Annotated in this window: 15 protein-coding genes; 13 read left to right on the top strand and 2 right to left on the bottom strand. The window is 44.2% G+C overall.

Annotated elements, in window-relative coordinates; translation table 11 throughout:
- Positions 1-221 precede the first annotated feature (221 nt).
- Positions 222-830 (bottom strand): 3'-5' exonuclease, encoded by a 609-nt coding sequence (locus J7I83_RS07545; RefSeq protein ID WP_215100067.1) that lies wholly within the window; start codon positions 828-830, stop codon positions 222-224.
- Between the two features lie 132 nt (positions 831-962).
- Between J7I83_RS07545 and J7I83_RS07540 the strand changes: the two genes are divergently transcribed.
- The 5 genes from J7I83_RS07540 (at position 963) to J7I83_RS07520 (ending at position 4885) form a co-directional block, all read left to right on the top strand.
- Positions 963-1529 (top strand): DUF4440 domain-containing protein, encoded by a 567-nt coding sequence (locus tag J7I83_RS07540; protein WP_215100066.1) that lies wholly within the window; start codon positions 963-965, stop codon positions 1527-1529.
- Positions 1530-1633: 104 nt separating this feature from the next.
- The gene (locus tag J7I83_RS07535) at positions 1634-2467 is read left to right on the top strand and encodes a DegV family protein (protein ID WP_215100065.1); all 834 of its coding nucleotides are present in this window, start codon (positions 1634-1636) and stop codon (positions 2465-2467) included.
- Between the two features lie 38 nt (positions 2468-2505).
- Entirely contained in the window at positions 2506-3834 is a 1329-nt protein-coding gene (locus J7I83_RS07530; RefSeq protein ID WP_215100064.1) for an ATP-dependent helicase ComFA, read from the top strand.
- Positions 3831-4487: a ComF family protein gene (locus J7I83_RS17790; RefSeq protein ID WP_251047502.1), complete on the top strand. Its 657-nt coding sequence runs from the start codon at positions 3831-3833 to the stop codon at positions 4485-4487. Before J7I83_RS07530 ends, J7I83_RS17790 begins: the two co-directional genes overlap by 4 nt.
- Before the next feature lie 38 nt (positions 4488-4525).
- Positions 4526-4885, top strand: coding sequence for a PilZ domain-containing protein (locus J7I83_RS07520; RefSeq protein ID WP_215100063.1), 360 nt, complete (start codon positions 4526-4528; stop codon positions 4883-4885).
- A 692-nt stretch (positions 4886-5577) separates the two neighbouring features.
- Here J7I83_RS07520 and J7I83_RS07515 read toward each other — a convergent pair.
- Positions 5578-6285, bottom strand: coding sequence for an SDR family NAD(P)-dependent oxidoreductase (locus J7I83_RS07515; protein ID WP_215100062.1), 708 nt, complete (start codon positions 6283-6285; stop codon positions 5578-5580).
- A gap of 127 nt (positions 6286-6412) precedes the next feature.
- On the opposite strand from J7I83_RS07515, the gene hpf reads away from it, so the two are divergent.
- From hpf to J7I83_RS07475, 8 genes are all read left to right on the top strand, one after another.
- Positions 6413-6979: a ribosome hibernation-promoting factor, HPF/YfiA family gene (gene hpf / locus J7I83_RS07510; protein WP_285228678.1), complete on the top strand. Its 567-nt coding sequence runs from the start codon at positions 6413-6415 to the stop codon at positions 6977-6979.
- A gap of 330 nt (positions 6980-7309) precedes the next feature.
- Positions 7310-9826 carry a preprotein translocase subunit SecA gene (secA, locus tag J7I83_RS07505; protein ID WP_215100061.1) on the top strand — a complete coding sequence of 839 codons (2517 nt, stop codon included), beginning with the start codon at positions 7310-7312 and terminating at the stop codon, positions 9824-9826.
- 61 nt (positions 9827-9887) lie between these two features.
- A protein-coding gene (prfB, locus tag J7I83_RS07500) for a peptide chain release factor 2 (protein ID WP_215100125.1) occupies positions 9888-10989 on the top strand; the annotation gives its coding sequence in 2 pieces (ribosomal slippage) (positions 9888-9959 and positions 9961-10989; 1101 coding nt in all).
- Between the two features lie 200 nt (positions 10990-11189).
- On the top strand, positions 11190-12062 hold the full coding sequence (locus J7I83_RS07495) for a YitT family protein (protein WP_215100060.1): 873 nt from the start codon (positions 11190-11192) through the stop codon (positions 12060-12062).
- Positions 12063-12112: 50 nt separating this feature from the next.
- A complete protein-coding gene (gene cccB, locus J7I83_RS07490) occupies positions 12113-12478 on the top strand; it encodes a cytochrome c551 (protein ID WP_215100059.1) in 366 nt (121 codons plus the stop codon).
- A gap of 267 nt (positions 12479-12745) precedes the next feature.
- Complete coding sequence (gene ftsE / locus J7I83_RS07485; RefSeq protein WP_215100058.1) at positions 12746-13432, top strand: cell division ATP-binding protein FtsE; 687 nt, start codon at positions 12746-12748, stop codon at positions 13430-13432.
- Positions 13422-14306, top strand: coding sequence for a permease-like cell division protein FtsX (gene ftsX, locus J7I83_RS07480; protein ID WP_215100057.1), 885 nt, complete (start codon positions 13422-13424; stop codon positions 14304-14306). The genes ftsE and ftsX overlap by 11 nt, the downstream gene beginning before the upstream one ends.
- 117 nt (positions 14307-14423) lie before the next feature.
- Positions 14424-15893, top strand: coding sequence for a murein hydrolase activator EnvC family protein (locus tag J7I83_RS07475; protein WP_215100056.1), 1470 nt, complete (start codon positions 14424-14426; stop codon positions 15891-15893).
- Positions 15894-15941: the final 48 nt, after the last annotated feature.

Genomic DNA, 15941 nt, shown 5'->3' with positions numbered 1-15941 from the left:
CTAGGGTCATAAGCCACTCCGACTGTGCGGCTGAAAAGATGCCGCTTCGCCAGTGCGTCTTATGCCCGTCGAATCTACACGGGCGCCTTCGCTTTTCTGTGTCCAGACTCCGGCGCCCAGCTTCTAGGGTCATAAGCCACTCTGGCTGTGCGGCTGAAAAGATGCCGCTTCGCCAGTGCGTCTTATGCCCGTCGAATCTACACGGGCGCCTCCGCTTTTCTTTATATCCGGTCGTAGCAGTATTGGTAGATGGCTGCGGTTGCGAGGCAGTCGCCCAATGCGTCGTGGGCATCATGCTCCAATTTTAAAAAGGCAGTCAACGTGGTCAATTTGTGATTGGGTGTCTGGGTAATGGCCCTTCTCGCCAGTTTGACCGTGTCGATTACTGTATATTCTGGAATCGGAGTGATTTCTTCCAGTGCATAAAGGAATCCCATATCAAAAGGGGCATTGTGTGCAATGATTGGTAGACCACTAATAAACGCAATCAATTCGTGAGCTACTTCTTCAATAACCGGCGCATTTTGGACATCGTTATTGGTGATGCCTGTGATGCGGGTAATCGTACTTGATATTGAACATTCGGGGTTGACCATCAGGTACATGGTTTCCTTGCGTTCGTGATTGATGTATTTAACAGCTCCAATTTGGATGATTTTATCACTTCCGGCACGTAATCCGGTAGTTTCAAAATCCAGAACTACGTAGTTCTCTACTTTTTGCATGCTCGATTTGTATTTTTTTGGCCGAGCGGGCTGTTTACGGCTCCATTGAGGGCGCGTTTCTTTCAGTTTTTGTTCCAATATTTTTCGTGCATCTCTTTTTTCCATGCGATCCCTCCTTTATTTGTACCTATTAGTGTAACGCAAAACTGAAAAAAATTCCGTTTTGGCAGTTGACACAGTTTCTTCATTGTATTCACCATCCGCCTATGGCAAAATGAAGCGCAGGAGGAATGCATGATGAAAAAATTGATAGTTGCGGCAGGCCTTATTTTGACGCTTGCTGCTTGTTCGGATTCAGAAGAACCTTCGGTCAATGAAAATACAGTCGAAGATGGCAATGCAGCAAATGAAAACAATGCAGTTGACCATGGCATTGATGAAGATAAGGAAGAACCAGTCGGTTTTACAGTGGATGATGAAGGAAATGTCATAGAAGCAGAAGTACCTGAAGGAGAGGCCAATGAACTATTGGCAGCTTATGTAGAATATATAGCTGCATTTAATGCTGAAGACATCGATCGCTACATGAACACCATCGCAAAGGAGCCGGACGGTTTTGATCGCGAGGAAGATAAAGCCGCATTAACCCAGGCTTTTGAAGCTTACGATACCCAATATGAAACAAATGATGAAACCATCGTGAAATACGAAGAGGGACGCGCAGAAGTTTTTGCCTCTCTTTCAGTAAATATGAAGGATGCAAATTCGGATGATGCTGTCGAACAGGCAGGCCGACAAGTTATTGTGTTTAAAAAAGAAGATGACGAGTGGAAAGTTACCAGCGTTCATTTTATCGGTAATTAATTAATCATTTCCCGCAAATTGCGGGATTTTTTTATTTTGTCGTTTCTGCTGATGACTTTTTGATGACTTTTTTTGGTAAACTAGAAAAGGAGGCTGATTAACCAATGAAAACGGCAATTGTAACTGACAGTACAGCTTATTTATCTGAAGAAACACGTAAGGCCTTGAATATCCACATGGTTTCATTGCAGGTGACATTTGGCGGTCGTTCTCATAAAGAAGAGGAATTGACTGAAGAAGCGTTTTATCAAAAGGCTAAAGAAGAATTTCCGAAAACCTCACAACCGCCATTAGGAGAATTCGTCACTTTGTTTGACGAGCTTTCCGCACGCCACGATGAAATTGTGTCCATTCATTTATCGAGCGGAATCAGTGGTACTTACGAGGGTTCGCAGCAGGCAGCTGAAATGGTTGACGGAGTTGAAGTTTTTTCATTCGACTCTGAACTTACTTGTGCCCTCCAGGGATTTTATGTGGTGAAAGCCGCAAAAATGGCTGGAGATGGAGCCGATGCACAAACTATTTTAAATGAGTTACACGAAATGAAAAAAACCTTGCGTGCTTATTTCATGGTGGAGGACCTCAAGCATTTGCAGCGTGGTGGAAGATTATCCAGTGCTCAGGCTTTGGTTGGTGGAATGCTGCAAATCAAACCGATTTTGCATTTTCAGGAAAAAGTGATTGTTCCGTTCGAAAAAGTCCGGACACGCAAAAAAGCGATGAATCGAATTGTTGATTTATTAAAAGAAGCTAGCAAAGATGGACACAAGATGCAGGCAACGATCATTCATGCAAATCGGCCGGAAGAAGCAAAACAATGGCGTAAAGAACTGGAAATTGCATGTCCGGATGTGGATTTTGAAATCTCCTATTTCGGACCGGTTATTGGAACACATTTAGGAGAAGGAGCAATGGGTCTTGGTTGGGTGAAAAAATAACCTGCTGAGGCTTTTTCTCTAGCGAAAGGTGGTTGCAAATGAAGCGAATAGAAGAGTTTTTGACAGGCAGGCTGTGGCTTAGGAATTTTTCCCCGTTTCCGAAAGAACAGGTTGACCAAGCCATTTCCGATGGTTCAGTCACTGTCACCCCTGGCATCCTTGACGGACGGCAATGTGCGAGATGCCTTGAAAAATCCGTGAAAAAAATCATCCCTTTTTTCTGTGCCGCGTGTAATACAATCTGCTATTATTGCCGGCATTGCATAAAGATGGGGCGCATCAGTTCCTGTACGGAATTGATCACTTGGGCGCTCCCCTCAACGATTCCTCCTCAAAGCCATTCATTCCGCTGGAATGGCAGCCTCACCCCACTGCAGGAAAGAGCTTCACAGGAAGTTCAAAAAAGCCTCTTACAAAAAAATGATCACCTCGTTTATGCTGTATGCGGAGCCGGGAAAACCGAATTATTGTTTCCGCCTATTTACGATGCATTGAAGAATGGGCTGCGGGTCTGCATTGCTGCTCCGAGAACAGACGTCGTACTAGAACTTTCTCCACGCTTGCGTACCGTCTTTCCGAATACCATCGTCCATAGCTTGTACGGAAATTCTCCCGAAGAATCCGGGTTTGCATCGTTGGTCATCGCGACCACTCATCAGTTGTATCGATTCAAAGATGCTTTTGATGTCATGATTGTCGATGAGGCGGATGCATTTCCTTATTCCTATGATCCAGCTTTAAAAAGAGCGGTCATGAAAGCCAAGAAAAAGGAAGCACCGATTGTCTATGTGTCGGCAACCCCTTCAGACGACTTAGTAAAGCAAGTGTCAAATACATCTAAGATATTTCAGCGTTTTCACGGCCATCCTTTGCCGGTTCCGGAATTCCGGTCTTTATGGAGTTATGAAAAGAGCTTTGCAAAAGGGAAAATTCCACCAAAGTTGGCTGCCTGGGTAGATGGGAAAATAGCGAAAGGTGAACCTTTTCTGCTATTTTTACCGACGATTGAACTGATCGATCAGGCAATTGTCTTGTTCCAGCAAAAACATCCAAGCATCGAAGCAGTTCATTCTAAAGACGAGGACAGAAAAGGGAAAGTCATGAAACTGCGCAAAAAACAAATTCCCGGATTATTGACCACGACTATTCTGGAGCGTGGCATTACCATTCCGAATGTGCAGGTGGCAGTAGTGGGAGCCGACCAACCGATCTTTGATGCGGCAGCATTGATCCAAATTGCAGGACGTGCCGGGAGGTCCATAGATTATCCAAATGGCGATGTTGTTTTTTTTCACAATGGTATTGTCCTGCAGATGGACAAAGCAAAAAAACTCATCGTTTCCTATAATGGAGGGGGTGTGAATTGAACTGTTATTTATGTGATCGTGACATGCCTCTGCAGGTCAGCTGGCGGAGTATCTTTTTCAATGAGCTGGAAGAAGTAGTTTGTAGCCGCTGTCAAAGCGGCTTTGAAAGGATGGCAGGAGGTTGCCCTATCTGCAGTACACCAGGAGAAGGAAAATGCCACGATTGCTGCAACTGGGAAAACGCTGCATATGGTGGAGTGATTGATTCGGGGAAAAGTTTATATCGCTATAATCCTACGATGAAAGAATTTTTACATCAATATAAATTTCTAAAAGATGCAGTGTTATCGGAAGTTTTTGCAACGGTTCTAAAAGAGGAACTGCGTAGTCAAAAATCAGTTATCGTTCCTATTCCGATGAATGAGAAAAAACTGAAAGAGCGTACGTTTTCCCAAGTTGATCGCTTGCTTGATTCGGCTTCCGTACCCTACACACATCTGCTCGGGAAAAACGAAGTAGGTTTGGGCGGGAAATCAAAGTCCGAAAGAATGGCATTGCAGGATGTTTTTTGGTGGAATGGAAATCCTATGCCTGAAAAAGTATTGCTGTTTGATGATTTATATACGACAGGAAGCACGATGCGGATGGCTGCCAAAGTCTTGAAGGAGAAAGGCGTTAAGGAAATTAAGGTTTTGGCGCTTATCCGTGCGTAAACAGTAGTTATAATAGAAGGATAATAGGAGGGACAGCCATGTTTTATAAACGTTCAGAAAGCTTTCGTTATACTTTTGGTACACCGCCAGAAATATGTCTGCAATTGATAGATTCGCTTAGCAATCAAGCACTGTCTCCGAAAATTTATTGTTTATTGCTTGATGTTTCGCCCAAGGGAGCAAAACTGTTTTCCGAAAAAGAATTTAAATCAGGAGAAGAAAACATAAGCTTGGAATTTGTCCTGAATCACGAAACGATTATTGCGAATGCGAAAATTGTCTGGGTAGAGCAATACGGGGAAGGCTGGATATACGGCGTAGATTTTGAATACAACTCGATTAAGCAAATGCTCATTTTAAGTGAAATCAGAGAGTTGAAGGAAATAGAGATGAATTGAAAAAAACCGGCGAAAGCCGGTTTGAGCTTGTAGACAAAAGAATATTTATGATTTTCAAAGAATGAATACACATTTTATCGCGTTTATACTGGATCCTCTGCTCCAGGCGGACGCTTTCCGCGGACGAAGCGCTGAGCCTCCTCGTCGCAAGCTCCTGCGGGGTCTCATCACTCCGTTCTACCGCAGGAGTCGCCGCCTTGCGCTCCAGATCCTTGAGTGAAAGGATTGCTACGCTTGTTGAGTTTATACACCGCTATTCGTTTTGATTAGACTTTGTCTACAGTCTGAAACCGGCGAAAGCCGGTTTTTCTGTTTTCAGAAGTATTGAGTTTAGTTTTTCTGTTTTGCGGTCGAGTGTATGCAAGGTGTGGGTCAGCTAACCGTTGCGGCAGCAAATCGCGAACTTAGGTTAGCTTCTGCTGTCGGGCGCTTCCGCTTTTCTTGGTGTCCAGACTCCGGCAGCCAGCTCCTCGAGTCGCTTCAGCCTTACCGCCAATGGCAAAGAACGCCATTATCGGTAAGGCTTCCAGCGCTTGTCGGAGCTACACGGCTGCCTCCGCTTTTCTTGGTGTCCAGACTCCAGCGCCCAGATTCTAGGGTCATAAGCCACTCTGGCTGTGCGGCTAAAAAAACGCCGCTTCGCCAGAGCATCTTATGCCCGTCGAATCTTACACGGGCGCTTCCGCTTTTCTTTAGTGCTCGTAAATCATTTTTCTGGTCATGCCGCCGTCGATGTTCAGGCATTCTCCTGTGATGAACGAGTTTTGCGGATTGCTTAGGAACAAGCATGCCCGTGCAACATCGGCAGGTTCTCCGACACGGCCGCTCCAATGCTGCTGGTGGTCGACATCACGCAATTCCGCCTTATCTCCTGTATGAATCCAGCCCGGAGCAATCGAGTTGACGCGAATTCCTTTTTCGCTAAAAGTAGCTGCGAGTGAATGGGTTAAAGCAAAGATGCCGCCCTTTGATGCCGAATAGGTTTCGGTATTGGGTTCTGACATAAATGCCCGTGTCGAGGTCATATTGATAATGGAACGGATGTCCTGTGTCATATAGCGGGCTGCTTCCCGGCTACAAATAAAGACACTCTTCAAATTAGTATCCAGCACGTGATCCCATTCTTGTTCATCCACGTCCCAGATGGATTTGAATGTAGAGATTCCTGCATTGTTGATCAATGCATGAATAGCACCGTAATCTTCATTAATTTTCTTGAATACTGCCATGACGTCGTCAAAGTTGCCGACGTCACATTTTCGGTACTCCACCCCTTCGAGTTCGACCGGCTGGACATCCAATCCAATGACGCGTGCGTTTTCGGCAGCAAAGTGCGTTGCAATGCTGTTGCCAATGCCTTGGGATGCACCTGTTATAACGATTGTTTTATCAGTGAACATAAACTTCATCTCCTTGTTATAATGTTTACCTGTAATTAATCTTCTTAAAACTTTTTTGGTTTTAAGCAGGAAAGACGAGGGAAGATGTAGAAGAGTACAAGTAGCATATATAGAAGGAGGAGTTAACATGTTGCAATTTAACATCAGAGGCGAAAATATTGAGGTAACTCCCGCAATACGTGAACATATTGAAAAGAAAGTAGAAAAGATTGAGCGATATTTCACAGACGGTGCAAATGCTACCGCAATGGTTAACCTAAAATCTTATAACCACAACCAAACAAAAGTTGAAGTTACAATACCAATGAAGAACCTGACATTACGTGCCGAAGAGCGGCATGATGATATGTACGCGGCAATAGATTTGATCGTCAGCAAGCTGGAGCGTCAAATTCGCAAGTACAAAACAAAAGTAAACCGTAAATTCCGTGAGCGCGATGGTATTGGTGTTGCATTTGCTACTGCCGAGAATGATACACGCGCGCAAAGTGAAACTGACGAAGAAGAGGATTTCACAATCGTCCGCACAAAGCAGTTTGATTTGAAACCGATGGATGAAGAAGAAGCGGTTTTGCAGATGAATATGCTTGGGCATAATTTCTTCGTCTTTACAGATGCGGAGTCCAATGAAACAAATATCGTCTATAAGCGAAAAGACGGGAGCTACGGCTTGATCGAAACCTCTGCACAATAAAAAAACTACAATGTGTCTGTTTTATCAATCCCTACAGCCAAACCAAAAGCCTCTCTAAATGAGAGGCTTTTGGTTTGGCATCCTTTTAATGAAGAATTCATTGGAAAGGTCCGTTTTGCGCCCTTTGCTTAGGGGACAGGCATCATCATTATTTGCACGCCTTTCTGCGCAGTGTTAAAATGAATAGTGAGATTTTTTTTGAATTGACTGATGATGATTTGGGTAAATATGTTCGTTAAGCGCGAACGCTTAACAGGGCACTATAAAAGCTAAAGCGATCATCCGGCGTGTCAGATGCCGGCGGACACTTACGCAGGGAGCGGTATAATTATGCTAGGAGTATTGAATAAGGTATTTGATCCGAATAAACGGGATTTAAAACGGTTGGAAAAAGTGGCAGATCGAGTAGAAGCATTGGCTTCAGATTTTGGGGCTTTGACGGATGAAGCATTAAAAGCGAAGACAGAAGAATTTGTAGAGCGCCACGCCAAAGGTGAGGCATTGAACGATCTGCTGCCTGAAGCTTTCGCAACAATCCGTGAAGCATCAAAGCGTGTACTTGGACTCTACCCATTCCGTGTACAGATAATGGGAGCTGTATCCCTTCACGAAGGGAATATTTCAGAAATGAAGACGGGTGAAGGTAAAACTTTGACCTCGACTTTATCTGTTTACTTGAATGCCATCAGCAAAAAAGGAGTTCACGTAGTAACGGTCAATGAATACTTGGCTAGCCGTGATGCCTTGGAGATGGGTGAGTTGTATGAATGGCTTGGATTGTCTATCGGATTGAATTTGAACAATTTGACCAAAGACGAAAAACGGGCAGCTTATCAGGCTGACGTAACGTATAGTACCAATAATGAACTGGGCTTTGATTATTTGCGGGACAATATGGTCCTTTATAAAGAAGATATGGTCCAGCGTCCATTGAATTATGCAGTGATCGATGAAGTCGATTCCATCCTGATCGATGAAGCCCGGACGCCTCTAATTATTTCAGGGCAAGCGGCCAAAGCGGCTCAATTGTATCAGCAGTCCAACGCATTCGCACGTCTGTTGACGAAAGATACGGATTATACCTATGATGAAACGACCAAAGGGGTTGTCTTGACTGAAGAGGGCATCGAAAAAGTCGAAAAAGCTTTCGGCATCGATAATCTTTTTGATATCAGCCATGTTCGCCTGAACCACACAATCAATCAATCATTGAAAGCATACGTAACGATGCACAAAGATGTGGATTATGTTGTGCAGGAAGAGGAAGTTGTCATTGTCGATCAGTTTACAGGCCGTTTAATGAAGGGCCGCCGTTATTCTGATGGGTTGCATCAGGCGATTGAAGCCAAAGAAGGCTTGGAAATCCAAAATGAATCGATGACGATGGCGACCATTACTTTCCAGAATTTTTTCCGGATGTATGACAAGTTGTCGGGGATGACAGGTACAGCCAAGACGGAAGAAGAAGAATTCCGCAATATCTACAACATGTATGTAATTGTGATACCGACGAACAAACCGATTATCCGTGAAGACCATGTTGATTTGATTTATTCCACGACTGCCGGCAAATACAAGGCTGTCGGGGACGATATAGCGGAACGCAACGCCAAAGGCCAGCCGGTGCTGGTCGGGACCGTAGCTATTGAAACTTCGGAAATCATTTCGGAATACCTTTCGAAAAAAGGCATTAAGCATTCCGTATTGAATGCGAAAAATCACGCACACGAAGCGGAAATCATTTTGAATGCCGGCCAAAAAGGCTCTGTTACGATTGCTACCAATATGGCAGGCCGTGGAACGGACATCAAGCTCGGTGAGGGCGTTATCGAAGCAGGCGGTCTAGCGGTTATCGGGACAGAGCGCCACGAATCTCGTCGTATCGATAACCAGCTGCGCGGACGTTCAGGACGCCAAGGCGATCCTGGTGTCACGCAATTCTATCTGTCTTTAGAAGATGACTTGATGCGCCGTTTCGGTTCGGATTCCATGCGCGCTATGATGGGCAAATTGGGAATGGACGATTCACAGCCACTGCAATCGAAAATGGTGACACGTTCTGTGGAATCGGCGCAAAAACGAGTGGAAGGCAATAACTTTGATGCTCGGAAACGCCTGCTTCAATACGATGATGTTCTTCGCCAACAGCGCGAAATCATTTACAAAGAGCGTATGGAAGTCCTGGAAACGGATAACATGCGTGCATTGGTTGAAAACATGATCAACAGTTCAATTGAACGCATGGTCTACACACATACTGCTGAGGAAAAACCGGAAGACTGGCACTTGAAAGCACTTTCTGAATTGATTGCAGGGAACCTGCTTCCGGAAGATACAGTGACCGAGGCAGATCTTCAGGGTAAATCCCAGGAAGAGCTTACTGCTTTCATAAAAGAAGCAGTGACTAAGCGTTATGATGAAAAAGAAATAGAAATGACTCCTGAACGGATGCGGGAATTCGAAAAAGTTGTTCTGCTCCGTTCAATCGATACAAAATGGATTGACCATATTGATGCAATGGATCAGCTTCGCCAAGGAATCCACTTGCGTGCTTATGGACAAAGTGATCCGCTGCGCGAATACCAAAGTGAAGGATTTGCAATGTTCGAGGCAATGGTCGAAGCCATTGAAGAAGATGTAGCGAAATATTCGATGAAGGCTGAAATTCGCAACAACCTTGAGCGTGAGGAAGTTGCAAAAGGCCAGGCAGTCAATCCGAAAGAAGACGGACCGGCTCCAAAAAGGAAAAAAGCGCCTGTCCGCAAAGAAATGGAAGTTGGACGAAACGATCTTTGCCCATGCGGCAGCGGCAAGAAATACAAGAATTGCCACGGAACAGCTTCATAAGAACGTGTGAAAATACCGAAGAGCTTTTGCTCTTCGGTGTTATTTTGAGGAGGAACATATGATGGAATTAGCAGACATCCGTAACGAGCTCGACAAATCAGCCAGTAAATTGGCGGACTTTAGGGGGTCTCTTTGACTTAGAGAACAAAGAATCCCGCATAGAGGAATTAGACGAAATGATGCTGGACCCCGATTTTTGGAATAACCAGGAATCCGCGCAAACGGTCATTTCGGAATTGAACGTATTGAAGGAGATCGTCAATACTTACTACGGTTTCATGGAAATACAGGAAAACATGGAAATGTCGTTGGAGCTTCTAAGAGAAGAAGACGATCATGATCTGCATGAAGACGTCGATAAGGATATGAAGCAATTCATTTCCAAGCTGGCAGATTATGAATTGACTATGCTGCTTAGTGAGCCTTACGATAAAAATAATGCCATTTTGGAATTGCATCCTGGTGCAGGCGGAACAGAATCTCAGGATTGGTGTTCAATGCTGTTGCGCATGTATACGCGATGGGCAGAAAAACGCGGCTTTAAAGTCGAAACCTTGGACTATCTGTCAGGCGACGAAGCAGGAGTTAAGTCTGTTACCCTTGGAATTCGTGGACATAATGCATATGGCTATCTGAAAGCCGAAAAAGGTGTCCACCGTTTAGTGCGGATTTCACCTTTTGATGCATCTGGACGCCGCCATACTTCGTTTGTTTCCTGCGAAGTCATGCCGGAATTCACAGGTGAAATTGAAATTAATATCCGTACGGAAGATTTGAAAGTCGACACATACCGTGCAAGTGGAGCGGGTGGGCAGCACATCAATACGACAGATTCCGCTGTTCGTATTACCCACCTTCCAACGGGGGCTGTCGTGACATGCCAACAGGAACGGTCACAGATTAAAAACCGTGAAAAAGCGATGCAGATGCTGAAAGCGAAATTGTATGCACTGAAAATTGAAGAGGAAGAAGCACGTCTTCTTGAAATTCGCGGAGAACAAAAGGAAATCGGATGGGGAAGCCAAATTCGCTCCTATGTATTCCATCCGTATTCAATGGTCAAAGATCATCGCACCAACTTCGAAACAGGCAACTTAGGTGCTGTCATGGACGGCGATATTGATGGCTTCATCAACTCTCTGCTGCGCTCAAAAATGGAGTAACAAAGCAATAAAACTGTTGGTTTTCCGTTTTTTAGTTTTGAATAAAAAGTCCGAAAGCAGATTTGCTTTCGGACTTTTTTTTATGTCTTCTTGATTTTTGAAGGTTTGCTTCATCCGGATGAAGTTCACAAAGACCTGCGTGTTTGATATACTCTGACAGGGTTTAACCGAACACAAGTAGAGAAGAGGAAGAGAAACAGATGACTAAAAAGAATCGACGTATCCGCAAAGATCCACACCCTCTGCTGAATTTGTTTTTAGACTATGCCAGCGTTATTATCGGATCAGCGATTGTGGCCATTTCCTTTAACGTTTTTTTATTGCCGAACGAAGTGGCTTCAGGCGGTGTGAGCGGCATCAGTACCATATTGAAGGGCTTGTTTGAGTGGAAGCCGGCATTTGTTCAATGGGCTTTCAACATCCCTTTATTCATTGCAGGACTGATTTTGTTAGGAAAGAACTTTGGCATTAAGACCGCTGTAGGAACAGCATTCCTTCCTTTAGTCGTATTTTTGACAGAATCATGGGAGCCTTGGACACAAGATCCATTGCTTGGCGCTTTATTTGGTGGAATTATGGTCGGACTTGGACTCGGCATCGTTTTTCGGGGCAAAGCATCCACCGGCGGAACCGATCTCGCGGCACAGATCATCACAAAATACACAGGCCTGACACTTGGTACAAGTGTTGCAATGATTGATGGCTTTATCGTACTTGCGGCAGCATTGGTTTTTGACATTGAAAAAGGGCTTTATGCATTGATCGGCCTCTACGTGACAACGAAAACCATCGATCTCGTGCAAGTGGGATTCGGCCAATCGAAGTTGGTCTACATCATCACGACCAAACAAATGGAAATCCGCGATGCCATTTACGAAGAAGTTGACCGCGGCGTGACAGAATTGACAGCCACCGGTGGCTATTCGGGAACAGAAAAACCGTTGCTGATGGTAGTCATTCCTCAAACGGAGTTCACAAAGCTGAAACAATTGGTCAAGTTTATCGACCCTTCCGCCTTTGTTATTGTTTCAGATGCATCAGAAGTTTTGGGCGAGGGTTTTAAAAGGCCATAAGTTTGGTATACTCTAATAAGATGGAACAATTCATCAGAGGAGGTCGGCAAATGAAAAAGCAATTGATGGCGATGCTATTCGGTGCGACACTTATACTTGGTGCTTGCGGCGGCGAAGAAACAACAGAACCTGAAGAAACTCCTGAAGAAACTCCTGAAGAAACTCCTGCTGATAATGGCGGGGAAGAAACGGCATCAATCGATGCTGAGCAAGTAGTTCAACAAAATTGCATCTCCTGTCATGGTGAAAACCTGGAAGGCGCAGGCAATTTTCCAGCTTTGAATGATGTGGGATCTCGCTTGTCACAAGAAGAGATTCTTTCCATCATCGTAAATGGTCAAGGTGCAATGCCAGCTAATATTATCGAAGGTGAAGAAGCAGATGCTGTTGCGGAGTATTTGGCGAACATGAAATAAACCTGCTAATAAGCAGGTTTATTTTTTTTGGCTTTTTATAGGTTATATTAATACTTTTTTATTGTCTTAAAGGGATAATATGGAGTTTTAATAATAGATTTATATCTATGATTTTATATTATTTTATAGTTCAGACTATTCAGATTGAATTTCAAATGATACAGAAATGTAATAAAAATATATGTTTGAGGTGTTATAATGAGTTTGCCGCAAAATTCCAAGGAAATAATTTGGCGCAAGCCAATTAATAATAGGTGGGTAATAAAAATGATTCAAATGAAGAACGTCTACAAAAAATATCCGAATGGAATTGTCGCTTTGAACGGTCTCAACGTTGAAATCGAACAAGGGGAATTCATATATATCGTAGGTCCAAGTGGTGCGGGAAAATCGACATTCATCAAAATGATGTATCGCGAAGAACGGCCGTCCTCTGGTCAAATGTTCGTCGACGATATTGATATAGCTACATTAAAGAACAGAAAAGTTCCGATGCTGCGCCGTCAGATCGGTGTGGTGTTTCAGGATTTCAAATTGCTGACAAAGCTGAATGTCTATGAAAATGTGGCATTTGCTCTTGAAGTAATCGAAGAAAAGCCTGCTGACATCAAAAAACGTGTCATGGAGGTGCTGGATTTAGTCGGACTAAAACACAAGGCAAAAATGTTTCCGACAGAATTATCCGGTGGAGAACAACAACGCGTGTCCATTGCGCGGTCTATCGTCAACATGCCAAAAGTGATGATTGCAGATGAGCCAACCGGAAATCTGGACCCTGAAACAGCATGGGATATCATGAATTTGTTTGAACGCATCAATAAAGCGGGCACGACAGTCATCATGGCTACACACAATCAACAAATCGTTAATACGCGGAGACATCGCGTAATCGCAATAGAAGGCGGATTAATTGTCCGCGATGTGGCTGGAGGTGACTACGGCTATGAAGGCTAGAACTATGGTACGCCATTTTAGGGAAAGTTTTAAGAGTATTGGACGAAATAGCTGGATGACATTTGCATCTGTAAGTGCTGTAACAGTAACGTTATTGTTGGTCGGAGTATTCGTTCTGATCATGATGAACCTCAATAAAGTGGCAGATGATCTCGAAAACGATGTTGAAATGAAAGTATTCATTTCATTGGGCGCTGAAGAAGAAATAGTTCAGAATCTGGAATCTCAGATCAGTGATATGCCTGGAGTCGAATCGACCGATTTCTCTACCAAAGAAGAAGAATTGACTGATCTGGTCCTCGATCTTGGGGAAGAGTTTAGGTTATTCGAACAAAGCAATCCCTTGTTCGATGTTTTTTATGTAAAAGCAGTTGACCCTCAACAAACCGAAAAAGTAGCCACAGATATTGCGGCTTTAGAAAATATACAAAAAGTTGAATATGGTGAAGGCAAAATACAGAAGCTTTTTGATTTCTTGAATGCCGGAAGAAATGTTGGACTGGTCTTAATCCTGGCCTTGTTGTTTACTGCTATGTTCCTGATTTCAAACACGATTCGCATCACCATTGTCGCAAGACGCCGTGAAATTGAAATCATGAAATTAGTGGGCGCGACCAATTGGTTTGTCCGTATTCCGTTTATCCTGGAAGGCATGTGGCTTGGAATATTGGGATCAATCGTCCCGATTGGCCTCGTAGCATTGCTCTACAGCAAGGTAACCGAATTTGCTCAACCCCGTTTGACTGGAGAGCTGTTCCAACTGCTGGAATTCACTCCGTTCATTTACCAGGTAAGTGCCTTGATTCTAATGATGGGCGTGTTTATCGGGATCTGGGGAAGCTTTATGTCAATCAGAAAATTTTTGCGTGTGTAAATTAAGTTTATTGACGGTCTGAAGATACTCTAATAGAGGCTTCAGGCCGTTTGTTAGATGAAATAGAGAAAACAAAGACAGATAGAAAAGAACGTAAGCCGAAAGGGGAACACGAACTTGAACCCGAAGTCGAAATGGTTGTTGACTGGTGTTTCATCTGTATTGGCGTTGACGTTGTTGATTCCGACAACAAACGCAGATACATTAAGTGAATTGCAGCAAGAGCAGCAAAAAGTGGAAGAAAAACAAACTGAATTGAATTCAGGTATCAGTGAAAAATCCACTGAAATAGATCAAAACCAATCCACACTGGAAAGCATTATGGCTAAAATCCAGGAGCTGGACAACCAAATGCAGGAAACCCAGTCGAGAATTAATGGAGTTCAAGGTGAAATCGATCAAACAATGGTTGGAATTGATGAACTGAAAAAATCTATTGAAGGACTGGAAAGAAAAATTGCTGAGCGAACAGAGTTGCTTCAGGAACGCGCACGAGCCATCCAACTAAGCGGAGGCTCTGCGGATTACATAGACGTACTACTGGGTGCCAATAGTTTTGTTGATTTCATTGACCGTTTCTCGGCAGTGAATACTTTGATCGACGCTGATCGTGAAATTATGAAAGAACAGGCAGAAGATAAGAAGTTGTTAGGCGAACAGCAAGCGCAAGTTGAAACAAAGCTTGCTGAACAGGAAGACCGCCGCGCAGAACTTGTTAATCTTAAGGAATCATTGGATGGGCAGAAAGCGCAGCAAGCAGATCACGTAAAGGATCTTAAAGTTGAGCAGGATCGTTTGGCAAATGAAAAAACTACACTTGTCCAACAACGTGAAGAAACGATTAATGTGAGTGTGGAATTGGAGACGAAAATTGTCAACGAACAGGCCCGCCTCGCAGAACTGGCTAGAAAAGCTGAAGAAGAACGCTTACGCAAATTAGCAGCCGAACGCGCAGCAGCTGAAAAGGCTGCAGCCGAACGTGCAGCAGCTGAGCAAGCAGCAGCCAAAAAAGCGGCATCAGACAACGCAGCAGCTGAAAAAGCAGCAGCTGAACGTGCAGCGGCCGAAAAAGCAGCCAGCAAGTCCGAAGCTCCAAGTGCTCCTGCTGCATCGAACACACCAAGCGCTCCAGCTCCAGCATACAATGCACCTGAACCAGCTGTTTCAGTAAATGCAAGTTCTGGGTTTATCCGCCCGACTGCAGGCCGTTTTACTTCTAAGTTCGGCTGGCGCGATATCGGTTCTGGACCAGAATTCCATCAGGGCGTAGATATTGCCAACAGTAAAGGCACTGCTATTATAGCTGCGGCAAACGGATTCGTATCCTATGCCGGTTCAATGGGCGGCTATGGCAACGTAGTTATCATCACCCATTCAATCAATGGGCAAACGCATGCGACGGTTTACGCGCATCTGAATTCGATTGGTGTGTCAGTCGGCCAACAGGTATCACAGGGACAAAACATAGGTGGAATGGGGAATACCGGACGTTCGTTCGGCGACCACCTGCATTTCGAAATCCATGTTGGACCTTGGAACGGTGGACGGACAAACGCAGTCAATCCAGCAAGCTATATTTCATTATAAGATCAGGACCAGCTGGCACTCTTGTGCCGGCTGTTTTTTAGATTCCTG

Source organism: Planococcus sp. ISL-110 (assembly GCF_018613575.1).
Taxonomy (GTDB): Bacteria; Bacillota; Bacilli; order Bacillales_A; family Planococcaceae; genus Planococcus.
This window is presented reverse-complemented; position numbering and strand designations above follow the sequence as displayed.

Bases quoted from the DNA above. Each gene is read 5' to 3' on its own strand.
- J7I83_RS07545 (WP_215100067.1), bottom strand. From the start codon at position 830: ATGGAAAAAAGAGATGCACGAAAAATATTGGAACAAAAACTGAAAGAA.
- J7I83_RS07540 (WP_215100066.1), top strand. From the start codon at position 963: ATGAAAAAATTGATAGTTGCGGCAGGCCTTATTTTGACGCTTGCTGCT.
- J7I83_RS07535 (WP_215100065.1), top strand. From the start codon at position 1,634: ATGAAAACGGCAATTGTAACTGACAGTACAGCTTATTTATCTGAAGAA.
- J7I83_RS07530 (WP_215100064.1), top strand. From the start codon at position 2,506: ATGAAGCGAATAGAAGAGTTTTTGACAGGCAGGCTGTGGCTTAGGAAT.
- J7I83_RS07520 (WP_215100063.1), top strand. From the start codon at position 4,526: ATGTTTTATAAACGTTCAGAAAGCTTTCGTTATACTTTTGGTACACCG.
- J7I83_RS07515 (WP_215100062.1), bottom strand. From the start codon at position 6,285: ATGTTCACTGATAAAACAATCGTTATAACAGGTGCATCCCAAGGCATT.
- hpf (WP_285228678.1), top strand. From the start codon at position 6,413: ATGTTGCAATTTAACATCAGAGGCGAAAATATTGAGGTAACTCCCGCA.
- secA (WP_215100061.1), top strand. From the start codon at position 7,310: ATGCTAGGAGTATTGAATAAGGTATTTGATCCGAATAAACGGGATTTA.
- J7I83_RS07495 (WP_215100060.1), top strand. From the start codon at position 11,190: ATGACTAAAAAGAATCGACGTATCCGCAAAGATCCACACCCTCTGCTG.
- cccB (WP_215100059.1), top strand. From the start codon at position 12,113: ATGAAAAAGCAATTGATGGCGATGCTATTCGGTGCGACACTTATACTT.
- ftsE (WP_215100058.1), top strand. From the start codon at position 12,746: ATGATTCAAATGAAGAACGTCTACAAAAAATATCCGAATGGAATTGTC.
- ftsX (WP_215100057.1), top strand. From the start codon at position 13,422: ATGAAGGCTAGAACTATGGTACGCCATTTTAGGGAAAGTTTTAAGAGT.